At 64.5% G+C, this 23,616-nt stretch carries 20 protein-coding genes and 1 pseudogene; 13 read left to right on the forward strand and 8 right to left on the reverse strand.

Features of this window, described 5'->3' with window-relative positions; translation table 11 throughout:
• Positions 1-165: 165 nt before the first annotated feature.
• Complete coding sequence (locus IZU87_RS08920) at positions 166-363, reverse strand: HIT domain-containing protein (protein WP_213114289.1); 198 nt, start codon at positions 361-363, stop codon at positions 166-168.
• 336 nt (positions 364-699) lie between these two features.
• Between IZU87_RS08920 and IZU87_RS08925 the strand changes: the two genes are divergently transcribed.
• Positions 700-1,338 carry a LysE family translocator gene (locus tag IZU87_RS08925; RefSeq protein ID WP_153635401.1) on the forward strand — a complete coding sequence of 213 codons (639 nt, stop codon included), beginning with the start codon at positions 700-702 and terminating at the stop codon, positions 1,336-1,338.
• Between the two features lie 108 nt (positions 1,339-1,446).
• On the opposite strand, the gene IZU87_RS08930 is transcribed toward IZU87_RS08925, so the two are convergent.
• On the reverse strand, positions 1,447-2,445 hold the full coding sequence (locus tag IZU87_RS08930) for a TRAP transporter substrate-binding protein (protein WP_213114290.1): 999 nt from the start codon (positions 2,443-2,445) through the stop codon (positions 1,447-1,449).
• A 168-nt stretch (positions 2,446-2,613) separates the two neighbouring features.
• Positions 2,614-3,627, reverse strand: coding sequence for a TRAP transporter substrate-binding protein (locus tag IZU87_RS08935; RefSeq protein WP_213114291.1), 1,014 nt, complete (start codon positions 3,625-3,627; stop codon positions 2,614-2,616).
• 322 nt (positions 3,628-3,949) lie between these two features.
• Between IZU87_RS08935 and IZU87_RS08940 the strand changes: the two genes are divergently transcribed.
• The 10 genes and pseudogenes from IZU87_RS08940 (at position 3,950) to xylB (ending at position 15,336) form a co-directional block, all read left to right on the forward strand.
• A complete protein-coding gene (locus tag IZU87_RS08940; RefSeq protein ID WP_213114292.1) occupies positions 3,950-4,543 on the forward strand; it encodes a Yip1 family protein in 594 nt (197 codons plus the stop codon).
• 181 nt (positions 4,544-4,724) lie between these two features.
• Entirely contained in the window at positions 4,725-5,681 is a 957-nt protein-coding gene (locus IZU87_RS08945; RefSeq protein ID WP_213114293.1) for a sugar-binding transcriptional regulator, read from the forward strand.
• Between the two features lie 855 nt (positions 5,682-6,536).
• Entirely contained in the window at positions 6,537-7,880 is a 1,344-nt protein-coding gene (locus tag IZU87_RS08950) for an ABC transporter substrate-binding protein (RefSeq protein WP_107335189.1), read from the forward strand.
• Positions 7,881-8,129: 249 nt separating this feature from the next.
• Positions 8,130-9,017 carry a carbohydrate ABC transporter permease gene (locus tag IZU87_RS08955; RefSeq protein ID WP_043334545.1) on the forward strand — a complete coding sequence of 296 codons (888 nt, stop codon included), beginning with the start codon at positions 8,130-8,132 and terminating at the stop codon, positions 9,015-9,017.
• 31 nt (positions 9,018-9,048) lie between these two features.
• Positions 9,049-9,933, forward strand: a complete 885-nt coding sequence (locus tag IZU87_RS08960; protein ID WP_043334580.1) for a carbohydrate ABC transporter permease — start codon at positions 9,049-9,051, stop codon at positions 9,931-9,933.
• Positions 9,934-10,140: 207 nt separating this feature from the next.
• A complete protein-coding gene (locus IZU87_RS08965) occupies positions 10,141-11,388 on the forward strand; it encodes an ABC transporter ATP-binding protein (RefSeq protein WP_153635405.1) in 1,248 nt (415 codons plus the stop codon).
• 56 nt (positions 11,389-11,444) lie between these two features.
• A complete protein-coding gene (locus tag IZU87_RS08970) occupies positions 11,445-12,155 on the forward strand; it encodes an HAD family hydrolase (RefSeq protein ID WP_249330508.1) in 711 nt (236 codons plus the stop codon).
• 32 nt (positions 12,156-12,187) lie between these two features.
• A pseudogene (locus tag IZU87_RS08975) lies at positions 12,188-13,033 on the forward strand (L-iditol 2-dehydrogenase).
• Positions 13,034-13,092: 59 nt separating this feature from the next.
• Positions 13,093-13,794 (forward strand): nucleoside/nucleotide kinase family protein, encoded by a 702-nt coding sequence (locus IZU87_RS08980; protein ID WP_324692034.1) that lies wholly within the window; start codon positions 13,093-13,095, stop codon positions 13,792-13,794.
• 24 nt (positions 13,795-13,818) lie between these two features.
• Complete coding sequence (gene xylB, locus IZU87_RS08985) at positions 13,819-15,336, forward strand: xylulokinase (protein WP_213114294.1); 1,518 nt, start codon at positions 13,819-13,821, stop codon at positions 15,334-15,336.
• A gap of 124 nt (positions 15,337-15,460) precedes the next feature.
• On the opposite strand, the gene mgrA is transcribed toward xylB, so the two are convergent.
• Positions 15,461-16,489, reverse strand: coding sequence for an L-glyceraldehyde 3-phosphate reductase (mgrA, locus tag IZU87_RS08990; protein WP_213114295.1), 1,029 nt, complete (start codon positions 16,487-16,489; stop codon positions 15,461-15,463).
• Positions 16,490-16,683: 194 nt separating this feature from the next.
• Here mgrA and IZU87_RS08995 point away from each other — a divergent pair, with 194 nt between their 5' ends.
• Positions 16,684-17,589, forward strand: a complete 906-nt coding sequence (locus IZU87_RS08995) for a LysR family transcriptional regulator (protein ID WP_213114296.1) — start codon at positions 16,684-16,686, stop codon at positions 17,587-17,589.
• A gap of 149 nt (positions 17,590-17,738) precedes the next feature.
• On the opposite strand, the gene IZU87_RS09000 is transcribed toward IZU87_RS08995, so the two are convergent.
• The 4 genes from IZU87_RS09000 to glcD form a co-directional block, all read right to left on the reverse strand.
• A complete protein-coding gene (locus IZU87_RS09000; protein ID WP_043334532.1) occupies positions 17,739-18,146 on the reverse strand; it encodes a GlcG/HbpS family heme-binding protein in 408 nt (135 codons plus the stop codon).
• Positions 18,147-18,212: 66 nt separating this feature from the next.
• Entirely contained in the window at positions 18,213-19,565 is a 1,353-nt protein-coding gene (glcF, locus tag IZU87_RS09005; RefSeq protein ID WP_213114297.1) for a glycolate oxidase subunit GlcF, read from the reverse strand.
• A gap of 28 nt (positions 19,566-19,593) precedes the next feature.
• Positions 19,594-20,796: a glycolate oxidase subunit GlcE gene (gene glcE / locus IZU87_RS09010; protein ID WP_213114298.1), complete on the reverse strand. Its 1,203-nt coding sequence runs from the start codon at positions 20,794-20,796 to the stop codon at positions 19,594-19,596.
• Between the two features lie 99 nt (positions 20,797-20,895).
• Positions 20,896-22,395, reverse strand: a complete 1,500-nt coding sequence (gene glcD / locus IZU87_RS09015; RefSeq protein ID WP_213114299.1) for a glycolate oxidase subunit GlcD — start codon at positions 22,393-22,395, stop codon at positions 20,896-20,898.
• A 390-nt stretch (positions 22,396-22,785) separates the two neighbouring features.
• Here glcD and glcC point away from each other — a divergent pair, with 390 nt between their 5' ends.
• Entirely contained in the window at positions 22,786-23,601 is an 816-nt protein-coding gene (glcC, locus tag IZU87_RS09020; protein ID WP_213114300.1) for a transcriptional regulator GlcC, read from the forward strand.
• The last annotated feature ends 15 nt before the right edge of the window (positions 23,602-23,616 follow it).

The raw sequence follows: 23,616 nt of genomic DNA on the forward strand, positions 1-23,616 counted from the left end.
GCTGTCGCTGGTGGTGCGGTGGCCGCTCAGCTCGACACGGACAGAGCCGTTGCATGAGGGCGTCCAGGTCGTTAGGGTTTCACCCATGGCGAGTGGTCCTCTTGAATCGTGTTCTGGCAGGAACATCATGATTCTACAAGAGAAAACCACTCGCCACCTTCGTTTTCAGGTCGGCCTCATGAATAAGCCGGGCTCATCGTCTTGTTCATACACGCAGCTGCCAAGGTGGCGTTTGGGGATGACGACCGTGTTGCCCGGAGTAGAGGGGAAGATGGAGAGTAAGGCCAGGAAGTGCTCATCTTCGGCCACGACATGGCTTTGACTGTGGCCTGCAACGATCTGACAAAACACGCAGTCACTCATGGTTCTTCCCTGGTAGTTAAGTGTCGCCAGATTCGTCCTGAATCTGGGGCAGAGTTCTGTGATCAGAGCTTTTGTGATCAGAGCTTTTGTGAGCAGGGCACTTGTGAATAGCGCTCGGCAGTCTCCTTGTAGGAGTGAAGTGTGATGGAGCCTGGTTGTCAATGCTTGGCAGCCCCCACAGAAGTGGTTATCGGCAGCAACAACATGCTCAAAGAGGGGAGCGGCTGTCTTGCCGATCCGATCGGTGCGAAAAGTGTTGCTGACGTGGCGGAGAGCCGCGATATTGGCAGGTCACCTTTCAGCAGTTCGTCACTCGTTGAACGACAAGGAAACCCAGTGGAACTCACCGTCTGGCTGGCATATGTCAGCGTCATCACCGCCTTGATCACCTTTCCCGGGCCGTTTGCGTTGCTGTGCATGGATCATGGCCTGCGCCACGGCCGACGCCGCTCGTTCGCGACGGTGGTGGGTGGGGCGGCGGCGTCACTGGTGTTGATGGCCTTGTCGTCGCTGGGCCTCGGCGCAGCATTGGCGGCGTCCGAGACGGGGTTTCTGGTGCTGAAGATCGTCGGGGCGCTCTATCTCATCTATCTGGGCATTCAGGCCTGGCGGGCGCCATCCCAGCCGGTGGTGTTCGATGCCGTGGGGGAAGACGGGCAGATGCGCGCCCGAGCCACGCGTTGGCAACTGTGTCGCAAGGGCTTCGGTATCGGGATCAGCAACCCCAAGGACCTGCTGTTCTTCGGCGCGCTGTTTCCCAACTTCATCGACATGGCCCAGCCGCAGCTGCCCCAGTTCGTGGTGCTGGCGCTGACCTGGCTGGTGGTGGACCTGCTGACGATGAGCACCTACGCCCATGCGGGTTCCAGCATCAGTCGCTGGTTTGATAGCCACCGGCGCGTGCGGCTGTTCAATCGCACCACGGGCAGTCTGTTCGTCGTGGCCGGCGCGGGACTGGCGGCGTCGCATCGTTGAGCAGAGCCCCGCTCTATTGCACAAGACGTGAAGCGCACGAAGACGACAACGGCACCCTCGGGTGCCGTTGTCGTGTCTGGAGCCTGACGATCATCAGTGCTTTCGGGCTCAGCGCTCAGGACGTGATTCGAGATACCTGCTCAGCAGTTCGCGATCTTTATTGGAGACCTTCTGGTTCCAGCTTTCCACCACATGCTGGCTGGCCTCCTCGAGGGCATCCTGCAGCTCAGGCGGGGCCGGCGTGATCAGCTTCGCGCCGTTCTCCTGCAGGATGGCGTAGGCCTCGTCCAGCACGCTGTGGGTGGCCGTCCAGCCGGCAGACTCGGCGGCATGCGCGGCATCGATCAACGCTTGCTGCTGCGCCTCTGTCAGGTCGTCGAAGCTATCGCGATTCATGTGGATGATATTGAGCGGCATCGCGTAGTTGAGCGTGGTGAAGTGGGGCATGTAGCGGTAGAGCTCTGCACTGACACCGCCCATCGCGGAGGTCAGCGCGCCGTGGATGCTGCCACTGGGCAGCAGGGGTTTGAGCTCTCCCCAGCTCATCACCTGAGGCGCCGCGCCCAGATTGAGCAGCACCCGCTGCGTGTTGCGGTCGTAGGTGCGGATCGGCATGTCCTTCAGGTCATCACCGTCAGCGATGGGCGCTTTCGACCACAGGCCGCTGGGCGTCCACGGCAGGGCATACAGCAGGATCTGATTGTATTCGGCGAGCAGTTCCTCGTAGCGCGGCTTCGCGACCACGTAGAGGCGGTGAGCTTCATCGAGGTCGTAGGCGATCGCCGGCAGCGAGGAGATGCCGAAGAAGGGGGCTTCCTCGGCGAGCGCGCCACTGAGTGTCGCGGCGATGTCGATGACACCGCCGGCGGTGGCCTGCAGGTGACTGGCGGAGCGAATGTCCGAGCGCAGCGCCAGCGTCAGGTCACCTTCGGACTGGCTGGCGACCTGCTGGCTGAATTCGGCAGCGCGTTGGCCCATCATCGTGTCGGGCTCGTAATCGCTGCTCATGCTGAGGGTCGTCTGAGCGTGCGCGCTGAGTGCGCCGATCAGGCCTGCCGCTGCCAGGCCAGCAGACAACAGGGTGGAGATACGTGAAGAAGGCGTCATGGGGAATCCTTTCTTTTTGTCTTTGACCTTTGCCCGCTAGGGTAGTGCATGCCTGCGTTTATGCTCAGCTGAATCGTGACGTCGCGCATTTTCCCTGCGCTGTCGGGAGAGGTTGCCGCGTGGGGTGGCCGTCATGGCCAAGGTCGGTGGCGTGGGCGCGCGCCTGACTCAGAGGGCATCGCGTTGTGCGAGATAGCGATCCAGCAGTTCGCTTTCCTCAAGGTCAACCTTGCTGCGCCAGCTCTCGATCACGCTGACACTGGCGCGTGCCAGTGAGCGCTTGAGTTCGGGCGAGAGAGGGTTTCTCACCGTCACGCCGGCCTCTTCCAGCTGGGCATGGGTCTGCTCCAGGACGCTGGCGATGGCGTTCCAGCTGGTGTCTTCGATCTCGGTCGCGGCGCTGAGAAGGGCCTCGCGCTGGGTCTCGTCGAGCGCCTCGAAGCGTGACCGGCTCATGTGAACGATATTGAGCGGCATGGCGTATTGCAGCGCGGTGTAGTGGTCCAGCGTGCGGTTGAGCTCCGCCGTCAGGCCGCCCAGGGCCGAGGTCATCACCGCCTCGATACGGCCTTCGGCCAGCTGCTGCTGCATCGGCTCCCAGCCGAGCACGGTGGCGATGGCGCCAAGGTTTAGCAGTACGCGCTGGGTATTGCGGTCGTAGGCCCGCACGGGCACGCCCCGGAGGTCATCGCGTGTGGTGATCGGCTTGCGCGACCACAGCCCGCTGGGCGGCCAGGGCAGGGCGTAGAGCAGAATCTGGTCATGCTCTTCCAGCAGCGCTTCATAGCTGGGGCGCGCCAGGCGGTAGAGTTCGCGCGCCTGATGCGGGTCATCGACCAGAGTCGGCAGCGAGCTGAGGCCGAACAGCGGCATATCGGCGGCCAGCGCGCCGCTGTGGGAGTCGGCCAGCTGGATGATGTCGGCGTTGATGGCCTCGAGGTGATTCACCGAGCGCAGCCGACTCAGCGGGCCCTCTCCGAAGGTGATCGCGAGCTCGCCCCCGCTGAGCGATGCTACCTGATCGACGAACTGCTGGGCGCGCTGGCCCATCATGGTCTGGGGCCCGTATTCGCGGCTCATGGTCAGCTCGACAGGCTCCGCCTGGGCGGGCGTGCCCAGGGTGGCAAGGCCCAGCGCCAGGCCCACGCCGAGCGCTCTCTTGATGCCGAACATTCTCTTCATGTCGAGCACTCCCTGCATGACAAGCACTGCCTTCATGCCGCTACGCTGTCCGATTGGCATTCGTCGTCATCCATCCATAGGGGGTAAATCAAGTATCCCTCAAAAGTGCAGGGCGTGCTGTCGCTGTCTCGATCAACGCTTCCCCGGTTGGCCTGTTTCACGCCTGCACCGGCACGATTCGGAAGGGGCAACGGGCGTTGAACTGCCAGTTGGCGCAATGTGGTCTACGCTCAGAACATGGCTGTGCAACTGCCCTGACACGAACTCCGCGCCGGGACCGCATGGCCGGATTGTCGACGACTGTCAACGGGAGGTAGACCACATGCTGACCCACGTATGGGGCTTGATGGCGCATCCGCAACGGGAATGGCAGACCATCCGCAAGGAACACGAATCCATCACCCACCTCTACGCACATCATGTGCTGCTCATGGCGCTGGTGCCTGTCATCTGTGCCTATATCGGGACCACGCAGTTCGGTTGGAGCCTGACGGAAGGCCACGCCATTCTTCTGGAGCCACTGGATGCCTTCTTCGCCGGTATCGCGTTCTATATCGCCATACTGACAGCGATCGGCTTCATGGGCACTGTCATTCACATGCTCTCGCAGCGTTTCTCGGGGCACCCCAGCCGCCGGCGTTGCATCATCTTCGCGGGCTATGTCGCCACGCCGATGTTCCTCGCGGGGCTGGTCGCGCTCTATCCCGTCATCTGGGTGTGTATCCTCGCGGGCACCATTGGCCTGTGTTACAGCGCATACCTGCTGTATCTGGGCATTCCGCCACTGCTCGACATCTCCAACAAGGAAGGTTTCCTCGTCACCGGGTCGACACTGGGGGTCGGGGTGCTGGTTCTCGAGGGCCTGCTGGCGGTCACCGTGCTGCTGTGGGGGTATGGCGCACGCTGGTTCATGTAGTCCTTCGCGGCGCACCGGCGTCTGTCAGCTGATGCCATCGGCGCGAAAAAGCGCCTCTGCAACGCCTCGCCTTCATCGGTGGGGCGTTGTCGTTTCGTGCACGGGTTGGCGCGTGGCACTTGTGCTCGGTGGCGGCGGCGTGGAAAGTGTTGGACTCAATCGACAGTGTGGAAGAAAGCGCATGGACAAGTTTGAACAGCGACTGGAGCAGGCTGCGCGGGCTGCATGGTTGTCATATGTCGGTGGACGGACCCAGGACGACATCGCGGTTCAGCTGGGGGTGTCGCGCCCCGGCGTGCAGCGCCTGCTGTCGTTGGCGCGCCAGGAGCGGCTGGTCAAGATCTCCATCGACCATCCCGTGGCCAGCAGCATGGCGCTGTCGGATACGCTGGTGGAGCACTTCGGGCTGAGCTTCTGCGATGTGGTGCCCTCTGACACCCAGTCACCGGAGAGCATCGCGGAGTATCTGGCGGTGGCGGGTGCCGAGCGCCTGGCGTTCTATCTCGGTCGCCAGCAGCCACAGACCATCTCGCTGAGCACCGGGCGTGCGGTACGTGCGGCGGTGGAAGCGCTGAGTCGCAGCGAGCGCCCCCAGCATCGCATCGTGTCACTGGTCGGCAATGTGGCGCTGGATGGCTCCTCCAACCGCTATGACAGCGTGATGCTGCTGGCGGACAAGATCGGCGCTGATCGCTTCCTGCTGCCCGCGCCCGTGGTGGCGGCCAGCATCGAGGAGAAGGAGTCGCTGCAGGGGCAGAATCTGGTCAAGGCGGTGTTCAAGGTCGCCTGTGAGGCCGATGTGGGCATGATCGGCATCGGGCGTCTCGATGCCCAGGCGACGCTGTTCCAGGATCAGTTCATCAGCGCCGCCGAGCGCGATGAGCTGATGGAAGTCGGTGCCGTGGGCGAGTTGATGGGCTGGCCGCTGGACACCCATGGCCGGCTGATCGATTGCCCGCTGGCGCAGCGCATCACCAGTGTGCCGCTGACCTCGCTCAAGGCGCAGCCGCTGATCGGGCTGGCGGGCGGGCACGACAAGGTGCCGGCCATCCTGTGTGCGTTGCGCGGTGGTTGGCTGCAAGGGCTGATCATCGACGAGGTGGCCGCCCAGCGGGTCTGCGCGGCCCTCAAGGAGTGAGCAGAGAACTGCCGTCTTCGTATGATTTCACCGAGATGTCTGCAGCCTATTAGTTTTCTGCTGATGGCTTGCGCTTGACGACTGGCTCCCGATGACAGGCTTTTGTGGATACAGTCTGCACAAGGCGCCGTACAAGGCGCCGAGCGAGTCATCGGGAGCAGGGCGGGGCGTATGGCCCCATGCCTTGCTCCTGGTGTCGTTTGCGGTGTCATTATCTTAGCCAGGGTTCAGCATTGTCGTTGCCCGCGCGATGCTCGGGCGTTCCCGTTACCTTCCCGCCGCTATTGCTCTGCTATTTCTCCGTCACTCCTTCGCCCCTCCTTCGCCATTCCTTTGCTATTTCCTCGCGATACCTGCGTTTTTTCTTGCCCTTTGCTCTCTCTGGGTTCGCTCTTTGTTCTCTCTTTATTTCCCCTTCGTTCTCCCATCCTTGCGTCGGAGCCACGACTTTTAGGGCGAACGCTGTCTTCTCTTGTCTGACAATCGAGTGCGTTTGTTCGCCTCAATGATAAGGAATCGGGGCGGCAATCGTGGCCTGCGTTGTTTCGTTTAACGCTAATATCTGTCTATGCTGAATTGCACGCAAGCTCAGTGGCCATGCCGCCTTGTGGCCTACACCCAAAGGATCAGATCCCAAGGTTGTATAGCCCAAGGTATAGCGCTTCAGGGTTTGCTTTTTCACAGGTCTGATCCGATCATTTGTTCACTTAATGACGTTTTGATCGAACGTGTTTGCGTCGCGATGTCTCGCCAGGACATCCGTTCACCAAGCCGGTTGATGGGAAGGCATCGGTGCCCAAGGCGCCGCTGCCCTCGAAAAGAACAATGCCAATAACGCCCCGATGGAGTGCCCTCATGCGCCTACCTCACATCACCAAGTCCCGCCGTCATCTGCTCTCGCTCGCCAGTGTCGCTGCCCTGGCGCCGCTCAGCGCCCAGGTCAGCGCCGAGACCATCACCGTCGCGACCGTCAACAACGCCGACATGGTGGTCATGCAGAGCCTGACCAGCGAATTCGAGAAGGCGCATCCGGACATCACCCTCGACTGGGTGGTTCTGGAAGAGAACGTGCTGCGCCAGCGTCTGACCACCGATGTGGCGACCCAGGGTGGCCAGTTCGATGTCATGACCATCGGCACCTATGAAGTGCCCATCTGGGCCAAGCATGGCTGGCTGACCAAGCTCGACAACCTGCCGGAGGACTATCAGGTCGATGACCTGATCAAGCCGGTGCGTGATGGTCTGAGCGTGACCGAGGGCGAGAAGAAGGGCCTCTACGCGCTGCCGTTCTATGGCGAAAGCTCCATGCTCTACTACCGCAAGGACCTCTTCGAGCAGGCCGGTATCGAGATGCCGGAGCAGCCGACCTGGAGCCAGGTCAACGACTGGGCCGCCAAGCTCAACTCCGCGGATGAAGGCGTCTACGGCATCTGCCTGCGCGGCAAGCCGGGCTGGGGCGAGAACATGGCGGTGCTTGGCACCATGGTCAACAGCTTCGGCGGCCGCTGGTTCAATGAGGAGTGGGAGCCGCAGCTGGATTCCCCGGCCTGGAGCGAGGCCATCAACTTCTACGTCGACATGATGGGCAAGTACGGCCCGCCGGGCGCGACATCCAACGGCTTCAACGAGAACCTGGCACTGTTCTCCAGCGGCAAGTGCGGCATGTGGGTCGATGCTACCTCGGCGGCCGGCAAGCTCTACAACCCGAAGGAATCTTCCGTGGCCGACAAGCTGGGCTTTGCGCCGGCACCGATCGCCAAGACGGAGAAGGGCTCGCATTGGCTGTGGTCCTGGGCGCTGGCGATTCCGGAATCCTCCAAGTCCAAGGATGCCGCCCAGACCTTCATCACCTGGGCCACTTCCCAGGAATACGTGAACCTGGTTGGCGAGCGTGAAGGCTGGGCCAGCATCCCGCCGGGCACCCGTGTCTCCACCTACGAGAACCAGTCCTACAAGGACGCCGCACCCTTCGCCGGCTTCGTGATGGACGCCATCACCAGTGCCGACCCGACCGATCCGACGCTTGAGCCGGTGCCCTATGTCGGCGTGCAGATGGTGACCATCCCGGAATTCCAGTCCATCGGTACCCAGGTGGGTCAGATGATCGCCGCGGCGCTGGCCGGCCAGATGTCGGTCGAGCAGGCACTGTCCTCCGCCCAGCGTTCCACCGAGCGCACCATGCGCCAATCGGGCTACTGATCTGATCCAGCCGATCTGATCCCCACGGATCTGGTCTCAACCGATCTGATCTGAACGTTGCAACGGCCTCCCGCCTTGCCTTGAGCCTCAATCGTAATTGACTCGAAGCACGGCGGGAGCCCCGTCCGGCACCCGCGGTTACCCCCTTCCTCTCGAGACTCCTGCAACGCCCTCGCGGCGTGGCACGGGCAGCCTCGGCCTGAAGCCCACCGCATTGCCCGACTTCCTCACCGTATCGAAGGACTCACCATGCGCACGAGAGCATCCGGACGCACCGTCGGGGGATTGCGAACCCTGTCGCTGCAAGCCCCAGCCGTAAGCCTGTTGTTGATGTGGATGCTGGTACCCCTGGTCATGACCCTGTGGTTCTCCTTCCAGCGTTACAACCTGATGATGCCGTCGGTGTCCGGCTTTGCCGGCGTCGACAACTATTACTACCTGCTGACCGACCCGTCCCTGTGGACCGCCATGGGCAACACCTTGCTGCTGGTGGGCTGGGTGCTGGTCGCCACCGTGGTCGGCGGCACGCTGCTGGCGGTATTGCTGCAGCAGGAATTCTTCGGTCGCGGCGTCGCGCGCCTGTTCGTGATCGCGCCGTTCTTCATCATGCCCACCGTGAGTGCCCTGGTGTGGAAGAACATGATGATGCACCCGGTCAACGGCATTCTGGCCTGGGTCGCCGGGCTGTTCGGTCTGCCGGCCATCGACTGGTTCGCCAGCCTGCCGCTGACCTCCATCGTGATCATCGTGACCTGGCAGTGGCTGCCGTTCGCGGTGTTGATCCTGCTGACCGCCATCCAGTCACTTGATGACGACCAGGTCGAGGCGGCGCGCATGGACGGGGCAGGGCCGGTGGCGATCTTCTTCTACATCACCCTGCCGCACCTCAAGCGTGCCATCAGCGTCGTGGTGATGATCGAGATGATCTTCCTGCTGACCATCTTCGCCGAGATATTCGTCACCACCTCCGGTGGTCCGGGGCTTGCCTCGACCAACCTGGCGTACCTGATCTACATCCGCGCCCTGCTGGACTTCGATGTGGGTGGTGCCTCCGCCGGTGGCGTGATCGCCATCATCCTGGCCAATATCGTGGCCTTCTTCCTGGTGCGTACCGTCGCCAAGAATCTCGAGAACTGATGACAAGCGCTCAGCACAGGGAGACTCAATGATGTCGACTTCAACTTCCAATTCCGTGGCCGCCGCCAGCGCTGCCGTCAGCGCCAGTCGCGCGCGCCGCAGCGTGATCAACAAGAAGCTTGTCCTGACCCTGGTGGCCTGGACCATCGCGCTGGTGATGTTCTTCCCGATCTTCTGGATGATCCTCACCAGCTTCAAGACCGAGGCCGAGGCGATCGCCACGCCGCCGAGCCTGTTCTTCACGCCCAGCGTCGAGGGCTATATCGAGATCCAGGCACGTGCGGACTACTTCAAGTACGCCCTCAACAGTGTGGTGATCTCGCTCGGGGCAACGCTGCTGGCGCTGCTGATCGCGATTCCGTCCGCCTACTCGATGGCCTTCCTGCCCACCAAGCGTACCCAGGGGACTCTGCTGTGGATGCTGTCGACCAAGATGCTGCCGTCCGTGGGCGTGCTGCTGCCGGTCTACCTGATCTTCCGCGATCTGGGCCTGCTGGATAGCCGTACCGGTCTGATCATCATCTACATGCTGATGAACCTGCCGATCGTGGTCTGGATGCTCTACACCTTCTTCAAGGACATTCCCAAGGACATCCTCGAAGCCGGTCGCATGGATGGCGCCAGCACCCTGCAGGAGATCTTCCACCTGCTGCTGCCGCTGACCCTGCCGGGCATCGCCTCCACCGGTCTGCTGTGCGTGATCCTGAGCTGGAACGAGGCGTTCTGGAGCCTGAACCTGACCACCTCCAACGCTGCACCGCTGACCGCCTACATCGCGTCCTTCTCCAGTCCGGAGGGGCTGTTCTGGGCCAAGCTGTCCGCGGCTTCCACGCTCGCCATCGCGCCGATCCTGATCTTCGGCTGGATGACCCAGAAGCAGATGGTACGCGGCCTGACCTTCGGCGCCGTCAAGTAATCCGCGCCAGCCAGAGACACACAAGACGCACATGCAAGACGCAAAAGCCACAGAGAGGTACGCCGCCTGCGCCACATTGGCTGATGAACATTGACTGTTAGCAGATCAGCGCAGGCGGCCGAGAGCCACACGCATGTTGCACCCTTGCCATGCCACCCAAATTTGCCATCACCTGCCCTCGGGCAGGTGCGGATAAGGAAACTTCCCATGTCCACACTCACGCTCAAGAACATCGTCAAGGAATTCACCTCCGGCAGCGGCGCCAGCGCCTCCACCACCCAGGTCATCAAGGGAGTCGACCTGGAAGTGAAGGACCAGGAATTCGTGGTCTTCGTCGGCCCGTCCGGTTGTGGCAAGTCCACGCTGATGCGCATGATCGCCGGTCTCGAGAACGCGACCTCCGGTGACATCCTGATCGATGGCAAGCGCATGAACGATATCGGCCCGGCCGAGCGCGGCCTGGCGATGGTGTTCCAGAGCTACGCGCTCTACCCGCACATGACGGTGGGCGAGAACATGGGCTTCAGCCTCAAGCTCGCCGGCGTCTCCAAGGAAGAGCGCGCCGAGAAGGTCAACGCCGCCGCCGAGGTGCTGCAGCTCGGGCCACTGCTGGACCGCAAGCCCAAGGCTCTGTCCGGTGGTCAGCGTCAGCGTGTCGCCATCGGCCGCGCCATCGTGCGCAACCCGAGCATCTTCCTGTTCGATGAGCCGCTCTCCAACCTCGACGCCGCACTGCGTGTGCAGATGCGTATCGAGCTGGCGCGGCTGCATGCCGAGCTCAAGGCGACCATGATCTACGTGACCCACGACCAGGTCGAAGCCATGACCATGGCCGACAAGATCGTCGTGTTACAGGGCGGCGTGGTCGAGCAGGTCGGCTCGCCGATGGAGCTCTACCATCACCCGCGCAACCGCTTCGTGGCCGGTTTCATCGGCTCGCCGAAGATGAATTTCCTCGACATCACCGTCACTGGCGTGGCCGGTGAGGGCGTCACGGTGCGCCTGCCTGATGGCAGCGAGCGCCTGATTCCGGTGGTGAGCCAGACCGAAGATGGTGCCTCGGTCATCGTCGGCGACAGCCTGACGCTGGGCGTGCGCCCCGAGCACCTGATGCTCGACGCGCAAGGCCCGTTCAGCGGCCAGGTTCAGGTCATCGAGCGTCTGGGCGGGGTGACCTCCCTGTACCTGGCGACTCCGGATGGTTCCGGCGATGCGCCGATCGGCGGCCTCAAGTCCGACGAGCAGTCCGACAGCGGCTGGATCCTGATGGCGGATGGCGACGTCAACAGCCGCGTGGGTGACAGCATCCGCTACGGCTTCGATACCGAGCGTGCGCACCTCTTCACCCGTGAAGGGCTGGCGCTGCAGAATCTCAACCGTCACCCGCTGACCAGCCTGACGCGTCAGGACAATTCCCTGTCCAGTGCCAGCGCCGCACAGGAAGCCCGCGCATGAACCGCGCAGCCGCGAATCGGGAAGCCGGGGGTCTTGAGGCCAGAGAGGAGGACGAGATGAGTACACCCTTGCAGCAGGTGATCTTCGATTGTGACGGCGTGCTGGTGGACAGCGAAGTGCTGGCCGAGGAGGAGCTGTCGCGTCAGCTGGGTGAGTGGCTGCCGGACCTCGACACCGAGGCCGAGCTGCGCGCGGCGCTGGGCATGACCACCGAGGCCATCCTGGGCCATCTGGAGGCCATGAGCGCTCACACCCTGCCGCCGCAGGCGATGGAGCGCATCGACCACGCCATCGAGTCACGTCTGGCAAAGGAACTTGCGCCCATCAGCGGCATGGCGGAACTGCTTGGCGGGCTGTTGGCGAATGGCGTGGCCGTGGCGATCGTCTCCAACAGTGCCGAGCGGCGAGTGCGTGCCTCGCTGGCCGCTACCGGTCTGGATCGCTGGCTGGGCTCGGTGCCGCTCTTCACGGCCGAGCAGGTCGCGCGCCCCAAGCCCGCGCCGGACGTCTATCAGCTGGCACTGCGTCAGCTGGGACGTGATGCCCTGGAGTGCGTGGTGATCGAGGATAGCCTCGCCGGCGTCAGCGCGGCGGTCGCGGCCGGTCTGCGCGTGATCGGCTTCACCGGCGCCGGGCATATTCCGCCGGGCCACGCCCAGCGTCAGCTGGAGGCGGGTGCCTGGCAGAGCCGTGCGAGCATGGAGGAGGTCAGTGGTCTGATCAGTCAGCTGCGTATCGGTCAGGCCAGCGACCTGAGCGCCACATGAGCGCCACATGAGCACCGTCAGGGGGTAACTACATGCAGACGCTATCCGAGTCGGCCAATAATAGTGAGCCGCTGACCTCGCCACGCAGCGCCCGGCTCGCCGACAAGGTGGCGGTGGTCACCGGCGCTGCGGGCGGTATCGGCCTGGCCATCGCCACCCGCTATGTCGCCGAAGGCGCCTATGTGGCGCTGGCGGACATCAATGGCGAGGCGGCGGAGCGCGCCGCCCAGCAGCTGCGCGAGCAGGCCGGGCCACAGGCACGCGTCCTGGCGGTGACGCTGGACGTGACGTCGAGCGTCTCGCGTTAGAGCATGCTGGAATGCGTGCAGGCACAATTGGGGCCGATCGATATTCTGGTCAACAATGCCGCCGTCTTCGCCATGGCGCCGGTGCTGGAGGTCAGCGAGGGCATGCTGCGCCACCAGCTGGCGGTCAATGTCGAGGGCCTGTTCTTCACTCTGCAGGCGGTGGCCAGAACGATGGTCGAGCGCGGGCAGGGCGGCAAGATCATCAACATGGCCTCGCAGGCCGGACGACGCGGCGAGGCGCTGGTCAGCGCCTATTGTGCCTCCAAGGCCGCCGTGATCAGCCTGACCCAGTCCTGCGGGCTTGATCTCATCCGCCATGGCATCAATGTCAATGGCATCGCGCCGGGCGTGGTCGACACGCCGATGTGGGATCAGGTCGATGCGCTGTTCGCCCATCATGAACAACGCCCGCTGGGCGAGAAGAAACGTCTGGTCGGTGAGGCGGTACCCTATGGACGCATGGGGCTGCCGGATGACCACGCCGGCGCCGCGGTATTTCTGGCCTGTGAAGACAGCGATTTCGTCGTCGCCCAGACACTCAATGTCGACGGTGGCAACTGGATGAGCTAAGGATGAGAGACACCTTCCGTCCCGCTGCAAGGGTGCGCATCCATGAATGAGGTAGTCACGTGACATCTTTACCCGATTCTCGCCTGGCCCACATGTCGCCCTCGTTGGACGACATGGCCAGCCGTGTGCTGGCGGAACACGCCTCCAGTCAGCGCACACGTACCATCGTGGCCCTCGCCGGCCCGCCGGCGGCGGGCAAGTCGACGTTGTCGGAATCCCTGTGCGAGACCCTCAATGCGCTGGAACCCGGCATCGCCGTGGTGGTGCCGATGGATGGCTATCACTACGACAATGCCGTGCTGGCGCCGCAGGGCCTGCTCTACGTCAAGGGCGCACCGGAGACCTTCGATGCGCGCGGGCTCTATCATGATCTCGTCAGGGTGCGCGCCGATGATGGCCCGGTTGCCGTGCCGGTCTTCGATCGCCCGTTGGACCTGGCACGTGCCGGTGGCCGCGTGGTCGAGACTCACCATCGCATCGTGCTGGTCGAGGGCAACTATCTGCTGCTGCGCCACGCGCCCTGGGACGCGCTGCTCGGCTTGTTCGACATCAGCATCTTTCTGGATATCGAGGATGAGGTGCTGGTGCCGCGTCTGTTGCATCGCTGGCGCGAGATGGGCCAGGATGCCCGCGGTGCCCACGAGCGCACCCATCACAAGGACATGCTCAACGCGCACCTGATCAAGCAGGACTCGCTCAACGCCGACTGGCGTTGGCGCCTTGCGAATGCCCCCATCGGCCCCGATGGGGAAGACAGCTGAATGACGGATGGCAGGGAGAGCCCCATGTGGGTAGGCGTTGATTGTGGGACTCAGAGTACCAAGGTGGTGATCGTTAATCCGGCCTGCGGCAGCATCGTGGCCCAGGGCCAGCGCAGTCATGCGCTGCAGGAAGGCGCCAACGGACGCCGCGAGCAGGACCCGCAGGACTGGGTGGCGGCGCTTGAGGGCGCCTTCGCTGATGCACTGGCCGCCTCGCGGCTGGACCCGCAGCGCATCACGGCGATCGGAGTGTCCGGTCAGCAGCATGGCATGGTGGTGCTGGATGAGGCCGGTGTGCCGCTCCATCCGGCCAAGCTGTGGTGTGACACCGAGACCAGCGAGCACAATGCCGCACTGATCGCGGCGCTGGGAGGTGAGGCGGGCTGTCTGGAGACGCTCGGCCTGGTGCTGCAGACCGGTTACACCGCCTCCAAGCTCGCCTGGCTGCGTGAGCAGCATCCCGAGCGCTACCAGCGCATCGCCAGCATCCTGCTGCCGCATGACTATCTCAACTTCTGGCTGACCGGCGAGCGCGTCGCCGAATACGGCGATGCCTCGGGCACCGGCTATTTCGATACGCGGCGGCGCTGCTGGCATCAGGATGTCTTCGCGCAGATTGCCCCGGAGCTCGACGCCCGGCGCGTGCTGCCCCGATTGATCGAATCCCACGAGCCTGCCGGACGCATTCGCCCCGAGATCGCCGCGCGCTTCGGGCTGCGTGACGATGTCATCGTCTCCAGTGGTGGCGGCGACAACATGATGAGCGCCATCGGTACCGGCAACATCGCGCCGGGGCGGGTGACGCTCAGCATGGGCACCTCCGGCACGGTATGCGCCTGGTCGGCGGACTATCCGGACGGTTGCGATCCCCAGGTGGCCAGTTTCAGCGCCAGCGACGGTGGCTGGCTGCCGCTGGTGTGCACCATGAATGTGACGTCGGCGACCACGCGGGTACGCGAGATGTTCGGCTTCGATATCGCCACCTTCTCCGCCCAGGTGGCAAGTGCCCCGCGCGGAGCCGAGGGCGTGCAGGTGCTGCCGTTCTTCAATGGCGAACGCGTACCGATGCTGCCGCGTGCCCAGGCCAGTTTCCACGGGCTGGACAGCCGCAATGCCACCCCGGCCAACCTGTGTCGCGCGACCATGGAAGGCGCAAGTTACGGCCTGCGTTACGCTCTCGAGTGCATGGGGCCGCTGGGCAGTGAGGCGCGCCAGATCCGTCTGGTGGGCGGTGGCGCCAAAAGCCCGCTGTGGCGTCAGATGCTGGCGGACATTCTCGGCCTCGAGGTGGTCTGCCCGCAGGTGACCGAGGCCGCCGCCCTGGGCGCCGCGATTCAGGCGGGCTGGTGTCTGGGCCAGTCAGGTAATGAGGGGCAAGGCCGCCACGGCGAGACGCTTGAGCAACTCTGCGAGCGGCTGGTCGCGCTGGATCACGCGACACTCGCCCAGCCCCAGGCCGAAGGAGTGGCCGCCTACCGCAAGGGCTACGCCGATTACCGCGCGCTGCTCGCCAGCGAGCACGGCATTGCCGCCGGCGGCTGAGCACGTTGTCAGAGCTCAATACATCAGCACGTCACGCCAAACACATCGCCCCCGTCGAGTCTCACTCGGCGGGGGCGATGTGTTTCACGCGCTTCATTGTATCAGTCGCGGCTCAGGCACGAGCTCAGGCATTGGACGAGCGCGCCCATAGATTGACGCCGCCATCGATGGCATAGCGGTCGATCTCGTCGAGCTCGGCCTGGGTGAAGTCGAGATGATCCAGTGCCTTGACGCAATCGCTGACCTGTTCCGGACGGCTGGCGCCGATCAGTGCGGTGGTGACGCGGTTGCCACGCAGCGCCCAGGCGAGGGCCATCTGGGCCAGCGACTGGCCACGGCGCTCGGCGATGGCGTTGAGGGCGCGCACCCGCTCCAGATTGTCCTCGGTGAGGTGGTCTTCCTTGATCGCTCCGCCGCGTGCCAGACGGCTATCCTGTGGCACGCCGCCCAGATACTTGTTGGTCAGCACGCCCTGGGCCAGCGGCGAGAACACGATGGAGCCGATGCCCTCGTCATCGAGGGTATCGAGCAGGCCGTCTTCCTCGATCCAGCGATTGATCATCGAATAGCTGGGCTGATGGATGATGCACGGCGTGCCCAGCTCGCGCAGGATGGCGGCGGCTTCGCGGGTGCGCTGGGCATTGTAGGAGGAGATGCCCGCATAGAGCGCCTTGCCGGAACGCACGGCGCTGTCCAGCGCGCCCATCGTCTCTTCCAGCGGCGTGTCCGGATCGAAGCGGTGCGAATAGAAGATGTCGACGTAATCGAGGTCCATGCGCTTGAGGCTCTGATCCAGGCTCGAGAGCAAATACTTGCGGCTGCCCCATTCGCCGTAGGGGCCAGGCCACATGTGATAGCCCGCCTTGGTGGAGATCACCATCTCATCGCGGTAGCCGGCGAAGTCACGCTTGAGCATGCGACCGAACATTTCCTCGGCGCTGCCCGGCGGCGGCCCGTAGTTGTTGGCCAGGTCGAAGTGGGTGATGCCCAGATCGAAGGCGGTCTGGCAGATGGCGCGCGCATTGTCTTCGTGGGCGTTATTGCCGAAGTTGTGCCAGAGCCCCAGTGACAGGCGGGGCAGTTTGAGGCCGCTCTTGCCGCAGCGCTGGTAGTGCATGCGTTCGTAGCGATCTTCAGCCGGGGTATAGCGCATGGCGGAGTCCTTTCGCGAGTGGAGGCGTCGATGTCTCACAGGGGTGAGGTGACATCGAATGACGCCTTCAGTCTAGGTCGCGTCTGCAGGTCTGATAAGCACATGCGAACGAATAGATTGTTCGCCAGAACGTACAATGCTGTGGCAGTCTCGTTCACTGAAATCCCGGATGGCTGGCGTGAGGAGCAGGCAGGATGCGGCATCACAAGCAGGTGGAGCGACTGATGTTGTTCGCTCAGGTGGCGGAAACCCTCAGCTTCACCCGGGCGGCCAAGGCGCTGGGCGTATCGCGTGCTCATCTTTCCGAGCAGGTGCGGCGGCTGGAGCAGGACATCGGGGCGCCCTTGCTGATCCGCACCACGCGGGCGGTCCGTCTCACCGAGGAAGGCGAGCGCATTCGTCAGCGCATGCAGTCGGTACATGGCGAGTTGCTGGCACTGGAGCGCGAGCTTGAACACGACCTGGAGCAGACGAGTGAGTCGGAGCGTCAGGGCTACAGCGGGGTGTTGCGCATCACGGCGCCGGTGCTGTTCGCCGAGCGCTATCTGGTCGAGGTCTGCAATGCCTTTCAGGCGCGCCATCCGGCAGTCGAGCTGCGTCTGGACGTCAGTTACGAGAGCCATGACCTGACCCGCGAGCCATTTGATGTGGCATTTCGCGCCACGCGCACGCCACCGGACAACATGATCGCGCGTCGCCTGCTCGATTACGTCCACTGCTGCTGCGCCTCGCCCGAGTACCTTGCCGCGCATGGCACGCCGCACACGGCCGCGGCACTTGGTGATCATCGCTGCCACGTCTGGTCGGGGCAGTCCGGCTGGCCGCTGGCCAGTGGTGAGGTCAGTCTCGCGGGGGGATTGGCCATCAATGATCACCGCCTGCTCAAGCAGCAGGCGCTGGGTCATGCCGGCATCATCCGGGTCGCCCATTACCTGGTCGACCGTGAGCTGGCCGAGGGCCGTCTGGTGCGTCTGCTGGCGCACGAGGAGGGCGAGCCCAACAGCATCTACATGCTCTATCCCCAGCGCCTGCCGCAGTCGGGCAAGCTGCGCGCCTTCATGGCGGCGGTGGAAGCCGCCATGCCGCCTCGCGGTGCGTGACCGAAAGACCCAGACGCAAGATTGGCGTATGCAAAAAGACCGCCGTGCCCTGACGGGCGCGGCGGTCTTTTCATTCGCCTCTTTTATCCAGGCTGGCGAGGGCTTTTTATCCAAACCGGTGAAGCCTCTTTATCCAGGCTGGCGGCGCCTCAGAGGCCCAGTGCGGCGACCCCGGCCTTGGCGATCTGGGCATCCTGCTCCGGCTTGACGCCGGACACGCCGATGCTGCCGGCGATCTGGCCTTCGACCATCACCGGCACGCCGCCGCCCAGCATGCCTTCAAGCTGCGGCGCTGACAGGAAGGCGGTGCGTCCGCCGTTGATGGAGTCCTCGAACAGCTGGGTCTCGCGGCGACCCAGGGCGGCGCTCTTGGCCTTCTCCTGGGCGAAGTAGCCGGTCATCGCCGGGGTGTCGTCTAGGCGACGCAGGCCCAGCGGGTGGCCGCCGTCGTCGGCAACGGCGATGGAGACGGCCCAGCCATTGGCCTCGGCTTCCTTCTGGGCGGCGTCCAGCATCTGATTGACGTCAGCGAGGGTCAGTACGTGGCGAGTGATCATCGGGCTTCCTTGGCAGTGGTGAGGGAAAAGGACAGTGAAAGAGATACTGAAACAGATAGTGACGCTTCATTCCTGCGGGAGCGTCTCGGGCAGGGCATCATCCACCAGTTCGATCCAGTGACTCACCAGCGTGCGTCCGGCGCTCGAGAGATGCGTCTGACAGCCGATGTTGGCGGTGGCGATGCGCGCAGGCCCGTTGGCCTCCAGCGCCTCAAGCTTGCGGTCTCGCAGCTGGCGTGACAACTCCGGTTGCGTGATCGAGTAGGTGCCGGCGGACCCGCAGCACAGATGGCCCTCCATGACAGGGGCCAGCGTGAAGCCCAGTTGCGTCAGGATCTTCTCCACCTCGCCGCCCAGCCCCTGGGCATGTTGCAGGGTGCAGGGGCAATGGAAGGCCAGCGGTTGTTGGTCGGGCGCGGCCGCGAGACTCTTTCGTTCTTGGCGGGCGATCTCCTCGCCCAGCACCTCGACGATATCGCGGGCCAGGGCGCTTACGCGTGCAGCGCGCTCAGCATAGTCCGGGTCATCGGCCAGCATCTCGCCATATTCCTTGACGAAGGCCCCGCAGCCACTGGCGGTCTGCACGATCGCTTCCGCACCGGCCTCGATGGCCGGCCACCAGGCATCGATGTTGGCACGCATGCGCGCGCGACCGGCCTGCTGGGCGTTGAGGTGATAGTCGATGGCACCGCAGCAGCCGGCCTCCTGAATGGGCGTGACGCCGATGCCGAAGCGCGCCAGCACGCGGGCGGTGGCGGCATTGATGTTGGGGGCCAGGCCCGGTTGCACGCAGCCCTCCAGCATCAGCACCTGGCGCGAAAGCCCTTGCTGAGAAAGCCCTTGGCTAGAAAGCGCCTGATCAGAAGGCGTCGCGGCGACGGGGGCAGTTGGGTGCTCGGCTTGACGGTCGCGCTCGCGGGCCAGCGGGATCTTGTCGGCCAGCGCGCCAGGCGCGAGGGGACGAAAGCGCACGCCAAGTGCCAGCAGGGCCTTGAAGCGCGCGGGTTCGACCAGCGCATGGCGCAGGCCGCTGCGCAGCAGGCGCTCTCGCCACGGGCGGCCGACGCGGCGCTCCAGTTCCTGACGCCCGATATCGAGCAGGGTGTGATACTGCACGCCCGACGGGCAGGTGGTCTCGCAACTGCGACAGCTCAGGCAGCGATCCAGATGCCGTTGGGTCTCGCGGGTGATCTCGCTGGCCTGCTGGCGGATGCTTGGGTCCTGGCTCTCGGGGTCGCTCTCCAGCAGCTGCTTGATCAGATAGATGCGCCCGCGCGGCCCGTCGCGCTCATCGCCCAGCAGCTGATAGGTGGGGCAGGTGGCATTGCAGAAGCCGCAATGCACGCAGCTGCGCAGGACCTTGTCGGCCCGCTGGATATGCGGTCTGGCAAGCGCGGCGTCACTGAAGTGAGTCTGCATTCAGGTGCGTCTCCTGTCGTGGCGTGAGTCACATCTCGGCATACAGGCGACCGGGATTGAGGATGCCGTGGGGGTCCAGCTGCTGCTTGAGCTGAAGGTGATAGCGGGCATTGGGGGCGGCCAGCGGCATCAGCGGGCTGTCCTCGGCGGCGACGGTGCCCGGGGTATAGCAGATGGCGTGGCCGCCCAGCCGACTGGCCAGCGAGCGGATGCGCTGGGCCGGGGCATCGCTTGCGAGCCAGCGCTGGGCACCCGCCCAGTCACACAGCAGGTCGGCGTCATCCACAGGGCCCTGCAGTTCGCTGACGGCGGCTTGCCACTCGAGGTGGTCCAGCGCCAACGGCAGCGACAGTCGCCACAGTGCCTGATGCGGCGCGCGCGCGCTGAAGAAGGGCAGGCGGTGCTCACGCAGCTCAGTCCAGTGCGCCGTCGCCTGATCCGTCGTCAGGACCTCGCCGCCCAGCTGCTCGCAACCGGACTGGACCGAACGCTCGCCTCCTTCCAGGCGCAGGGTGAGGTGACCGTCATGCCAGCTGGTCGCCGTGATCGGCAGCGGCGTGCGGCCCCAGGCATTCAGGCGAGTCAGCGCCTCGGCGAGACTGAGCTCCAGACACAGCGATTCGCTTGCCACCGGGCGCGGCATCACCTTGAGCGAGACTTCGCTGATCACGCCCAGCGTGCCCTGGGCACCGCACATCAGGCGCGACAGGTCGTAGCCCGCCACGTTCTTCATCACTTCCCCGCCGAAACGCAGCGCCTTGCCGTCGGCACTGATGATGCGCGTGCCCAGCACCAGGTCACGCAGGCTGCCGCTCCAGAGGCGGCGTGGGCCGCTGAGTCCCGAGGCGAGCGTGCCGCCGACGGTCGCCGCGGGGCCGAAGTGGGGCGGCTCGCAGCTCAGATGCTGACCTTGCTCGGCGAGGACGGCCTCAAGCGTCGCCAGCGGCGTGCCGGCGCGCACCGAGACCATCAGCTCCACCGGGTCGTAGTGGGTGATGCCATGATGCGCGCGCATGTCGAGCACTTCCTCGGCGGCCACTTCGCGGCCGAGGAAGGCCTTGCTGCCACTGCCGGCGATGCGCAGCGGGCGCTTCGCCTCATGGGCAGCGCGGACCTGTGCGCGGAGTGTCTCGCTGGCATCCTGCTGCTGTGGGGGCTGGCAGGCGGCAGGCGTAGCGCACTCGGCATGGCTTGGCACCTGATCCTGGAGCGAATCATCTGGCTCTGGCATGGCATGTCTCTATTAACGTGGCGATGAAGTGGCGAACGTCAGGTAGCGAAAGGTCAGGCGGTGGCGAATCTAAGAGCCGTCCAGCCACGTGGCAGCTGTCTAGAAACGCGGCAGATCGGGATGAGGCAACTGGTTGTCATGCACATGCATGGCACCGAATTCGGCGCAGCGCGCCAGCGTCGGGATGTTCTTGCCGGGGTTGAGCAGCCCAGCGGGGTCGAAGGCGGCCTTCACGGCATGGAAGACGCTGATCTCCTCGTGATTGAACTGGGCACACATCTGATTGATCTTCTCGCGGCCCACGCCATGTTCGCCGGTGATGCTGCCGCCGGCGGCCACGCACAGTTCGAGAATCTTGCCACCGACCTCCTCGGCCAGTTCCAGCTCGCCGGGCTGGTTGGCATCGAACAGGATCAGCGGGTGCATGTTGCCGTCACCGGCATGGAAGACATTGGCCACCGCGAGCCCCGATTGGCGCGAGAGCTCCGCGATGCCGTTCAGCACGGCGGGCAGCTCGCGACGCGGAATGGTGCCATCCATGCAGTAGTAGTCGGGCGACATGCGGCCCACGGCGGGGAAGGCATTCTTGCGCCCGGCCCAGAAGCGCGTGCGCTCGGCCTCGTCCTGTGCCTGGCGGATCTCGGTGGCGCCGGCGCGCTCCAGCACCTCACGAACCCGCGCGCAGTCATCCACGACATCGGCCTCGGCGCCGTCCAGCTCGCAGAGCAGAATGGCGGCGGCCTCGATCGGATAGCCCGCATGGATGAAGTCCTCGGCGGCGCGGATCGCCAGGTTGTCCATCATCTCGAGCCCGCCGGGGATGATGCCGCAGGCGATGATGTCGCCCACCGCGCGGCCGGCCTTGTCGATATCGGCGAAGCTCGCCATCAGTACCTTGGCGGTCTCGGGCCTGGGCAGCAGACGCACCGTGACTTCCGTGACCACTCCCAGCATGCCTTCGGAGCCGGTCATCAGCGCCAGCATGTCCAGGCCGGGCGAGTCGAGGCTGTCGGCGCCGATCGTCATCGCCTCGCCTTCGATGGTCAGCATCTCGAGCTTGAGCAGGTTGTGAACGGTGAGGCCGTACTTGAGGCAGTGCACGCCACCGGCATTCTCGGCCACGTTGCCGCCGATGGAGCAGGCGATCTGCGAGGAGGGGTCCGGCGCGTAGTAGAGTCCGAAGGGCGCGGCGGCCTCGGAAATGGCGAGATTGCGCACCCCGGGCTGCAGGCGCGCGGTGCGGGCGTCAGGGTCGATCTCGAGAATCCGTGCCATGCGCGACATCACCAGCAGCACGCCTTGCGCCAGCGGCAAGGCGCCGCCGGACAGCCCAGTGCCGGCGCCACGTGTCACCACCGGCACGCCCAGCGCATGACATTCACGCAGCAGGGCGGCGACCTGCTCGACCCGCTCCGGCAGGGCGACCAGCATCGGCATGACGCGATAGGCGGACAGGCCATCACATTCGAAGGGATGCAGGTCCTCCTCGCGGTGCAGCAGCGTCAGGTCCGGCAGCAGGGTGGTGAGATGCGCCAGCACCTGGCCCTTGTCGTGCTGGGCCAGCGGTCCATCCAGCGTCGGGTCATAGAGGATATTCATGCACTGCCTCCCGGGAGGTTGGGGTCTGCGCGGCTGCTGTCTGTCGTTGCTGTTTGCTGGTGCTGACTGCTGGTGCTGTTGGCTGGTGCGGGGTTCGAGCGAGCCGCCTGTCGATTCCGCCGCACCTGATCTGCACACAATCTGGCCTGCCTCCCCGGCCTTGTCCATGCTTCACATCAGTGGTCTGACCAGACATTCGTCTAGTGTTTGTGCAAGGAAAACCACGCTTTACTGGCCTCACGCCTGCAGCCATCAGGCGGCTTTGCGTCACTCGATCGACAGGTCTGACCAGTCGGAAATCGCCAGGCGCTGCCAGCGGGTTGATCAAGTGCCACGAGCGGGTTGATCAAGGCCCAGCACACAAAGGTCGAGCAAAAGGGGAGGGGCAGGATGCTGCGAACCATCGCCGAGTCAGGAGCTGACCCCCGCGCCGCGGATCAGGCGGCGGCGCGTCTGGAGCAATTGATTCTGGACGGCGTGCTCAAGCCCGGGCAGATGATCCCCTCGGAGCGCCGGCTATGTGAGCGGCTGGGCATCTCGCGGGCCTCGCTGCGTGAAGGGCTCAGGCTGTTGCGTGGCAAGGGCATCATCGAGACGCGTCATGGCAAGGGCTCGAGCGTCGCGGCGCTGTTGCCGAGCGGCGATATCAGCCCGCTGATGCACCTGTTTCGGGATCAGCCGCGCACCCTGTATGACCTGCTGGAAGTGCGGGCCCTGCTGGAAGGGCAGTCGGCGCGACTGGCTGCCCAGCGCGGCACGCCGGCGGATAGAGTGCTGATCCGGCGTCATTACGAGGCGATGGCGGCCTGCGTGCGCGAGTATCCGCCCGACTTTGAGTCCTCAGCGCCGGGCGATGCGGCGCTGCCGGATGCCCAGCAGCTGGCGCGTCACGACCACGCCTTCCACCACGCCATCTGTGAGGCGTCCCACAATCCGGTGCTGGTGCATACGCTCAAGGGCATCAATGACCTGCTGCTCAGCTCGGTATTCGCCTCGCTGCGCAATCTCTACCATCGCCCGATTCCCCGCGGCCAGATCAATGCCCAGCACACGGCCATCTACCGTGCGGTGATGGACCAGCAGCCGGAGGCGGCGGAGAAGGCGGCGCTGGAGCATCTGCACAGCATTCGCGACAACCTGCGCGAGCTGGAGGCGGAGGACGAGCGGCTGGTGCGCTCGGCCATGCGCCTGGAAGGCTTCGAGTAGCGCGTCTGGGTTTTT

The sequence above is a fragment of the Cobetia sp. MC34 genome (assembly GCF_018340035.1).
In the GTDB taxonomy this organism is placed as follows: domain Bacteria; phylum Pseudomonadota; class Gammaproteobacteria; order Pseudomonadales; family Halomonadaceae; genus Cobetia; species Cobetia amphilecti.

Coding starts and splice junctions, on each gene's coding strand:
- glcF (WP_213114297.1), bottom strand. CDS start 19,565: ATGCAGACTCACTTCAGTGACGCCGCGCTTGCCAGACCGCATATCCAG.
- glcD (WP_213114299.1), bottom strand. CDS start 22,395: ATGAATATCCTCTATGACCCGACGCTGGATGGACCGCTGGCCCAGCAC.
- IZU87_RS08930 (WP_213114290.1), bottom strand. CDS start 2,445: ATGACGCCTTCTTCACGTATCTCCACCCTGTTGTCTGCTGGCCTGGCA.
- glcE (WP_213114298.1), bottom strand. CDS start 20,796: ATGCCAGAGCCAGATGATTCGCTCCAGGATCAGGTGCCAAGCCATGCC.
- IZU87_RS08960 (WP_043334580.1), top strand. CDS start 9,049: ATGTCGACTTCAACTTCCAATTCCGTGGCCGCCGCCAGCGCTGCCGTC.
- IZU87_RS08995 (WP_213114296.1), top strand. CDS start 16,684: ATGCGGCATCACAAGCAGGTGGAGCGACTGATGTTGTTCGCTCAGGTG.
- IZU87_RS08955 (WP_043334545.1), top strand. CDS start 8,130: ATGCGCACGAGAGCATCCGGACGCACCGTCGGGGGATTGCGAACCCTG.
- IZU87_RS09000 (WP_043334532.1), bottom strand. CDS start 18,146: ATGATCACTCGCCACGTACTGACCCTCGCTGACGTCAATCAGATGCTG.
- IZU87_RS08920 (WP_213114289.1), bottom strand. CDS start 363: ATGAGTGACTGCGTGTTTTGTCAGATCGTTGCAGGCCACAGTCAAAGC.
- IZU87_RS08970 (WP_249330508.1), top strand. CDS start 11,445: ATGAGTACACCCTTGCAGCAGGTGATCTTCGATTGTGACGGCGTGCTG.
- xylB (WP_213114294.1), top strand. CDS start 13,819: ATGTGGGTAGGCGTTGATTGTGGGACTCAGAGTACCAAGGTGGTGATC.
- IZU87_RS08950 (WP_107335189.1), top strand. CDS start 6,537: ATGCGCCTACCTCACATCACCAAGTCCCGCCGTCATCTGCTCTCGCTC.
- IZU87_RS08965 (WP_153635405.1), top strand. CDS start 10,141: ATGTCCACACTCACGCTCAAGAACATCGTCAAGGAATTCACCTCCGGC.
- IZU87_RS08940 (WP_213114292.1), top strand. CDS start 3,950: ATGCTGACCCACGTATGGGGCTTGATGGCGCATCCGCAACGGGAATGG.
- IZU87_RS08945 (WP_213114293.1), top strand. CDS start 4,725: ATGGACAAGTTTGAACAGCGACTGGAGCAGGCTGCGCGGGCTGCATGG.
- glcC (WP_213114300.1), top strand. CDS start 22,786: ATGCTGCGAACCATCGCCGAGTCAGGAGCTGACCCCCGCGCCGCGGAT.
- mgrA (WP_213114295.1), bottom strand. CDS start 16,489: ATGCGCTATACCCCGGCTGAAGATCGCTACGAACGCATGCACTACCAG.
- IZU87_RS08935 (WP_213114291.1), bottom strand. CDS start 3,627: ATGAAGAGAATGTTCGGCATCAAGAGAGCGCTCGGCGTGGGCCTGGCG.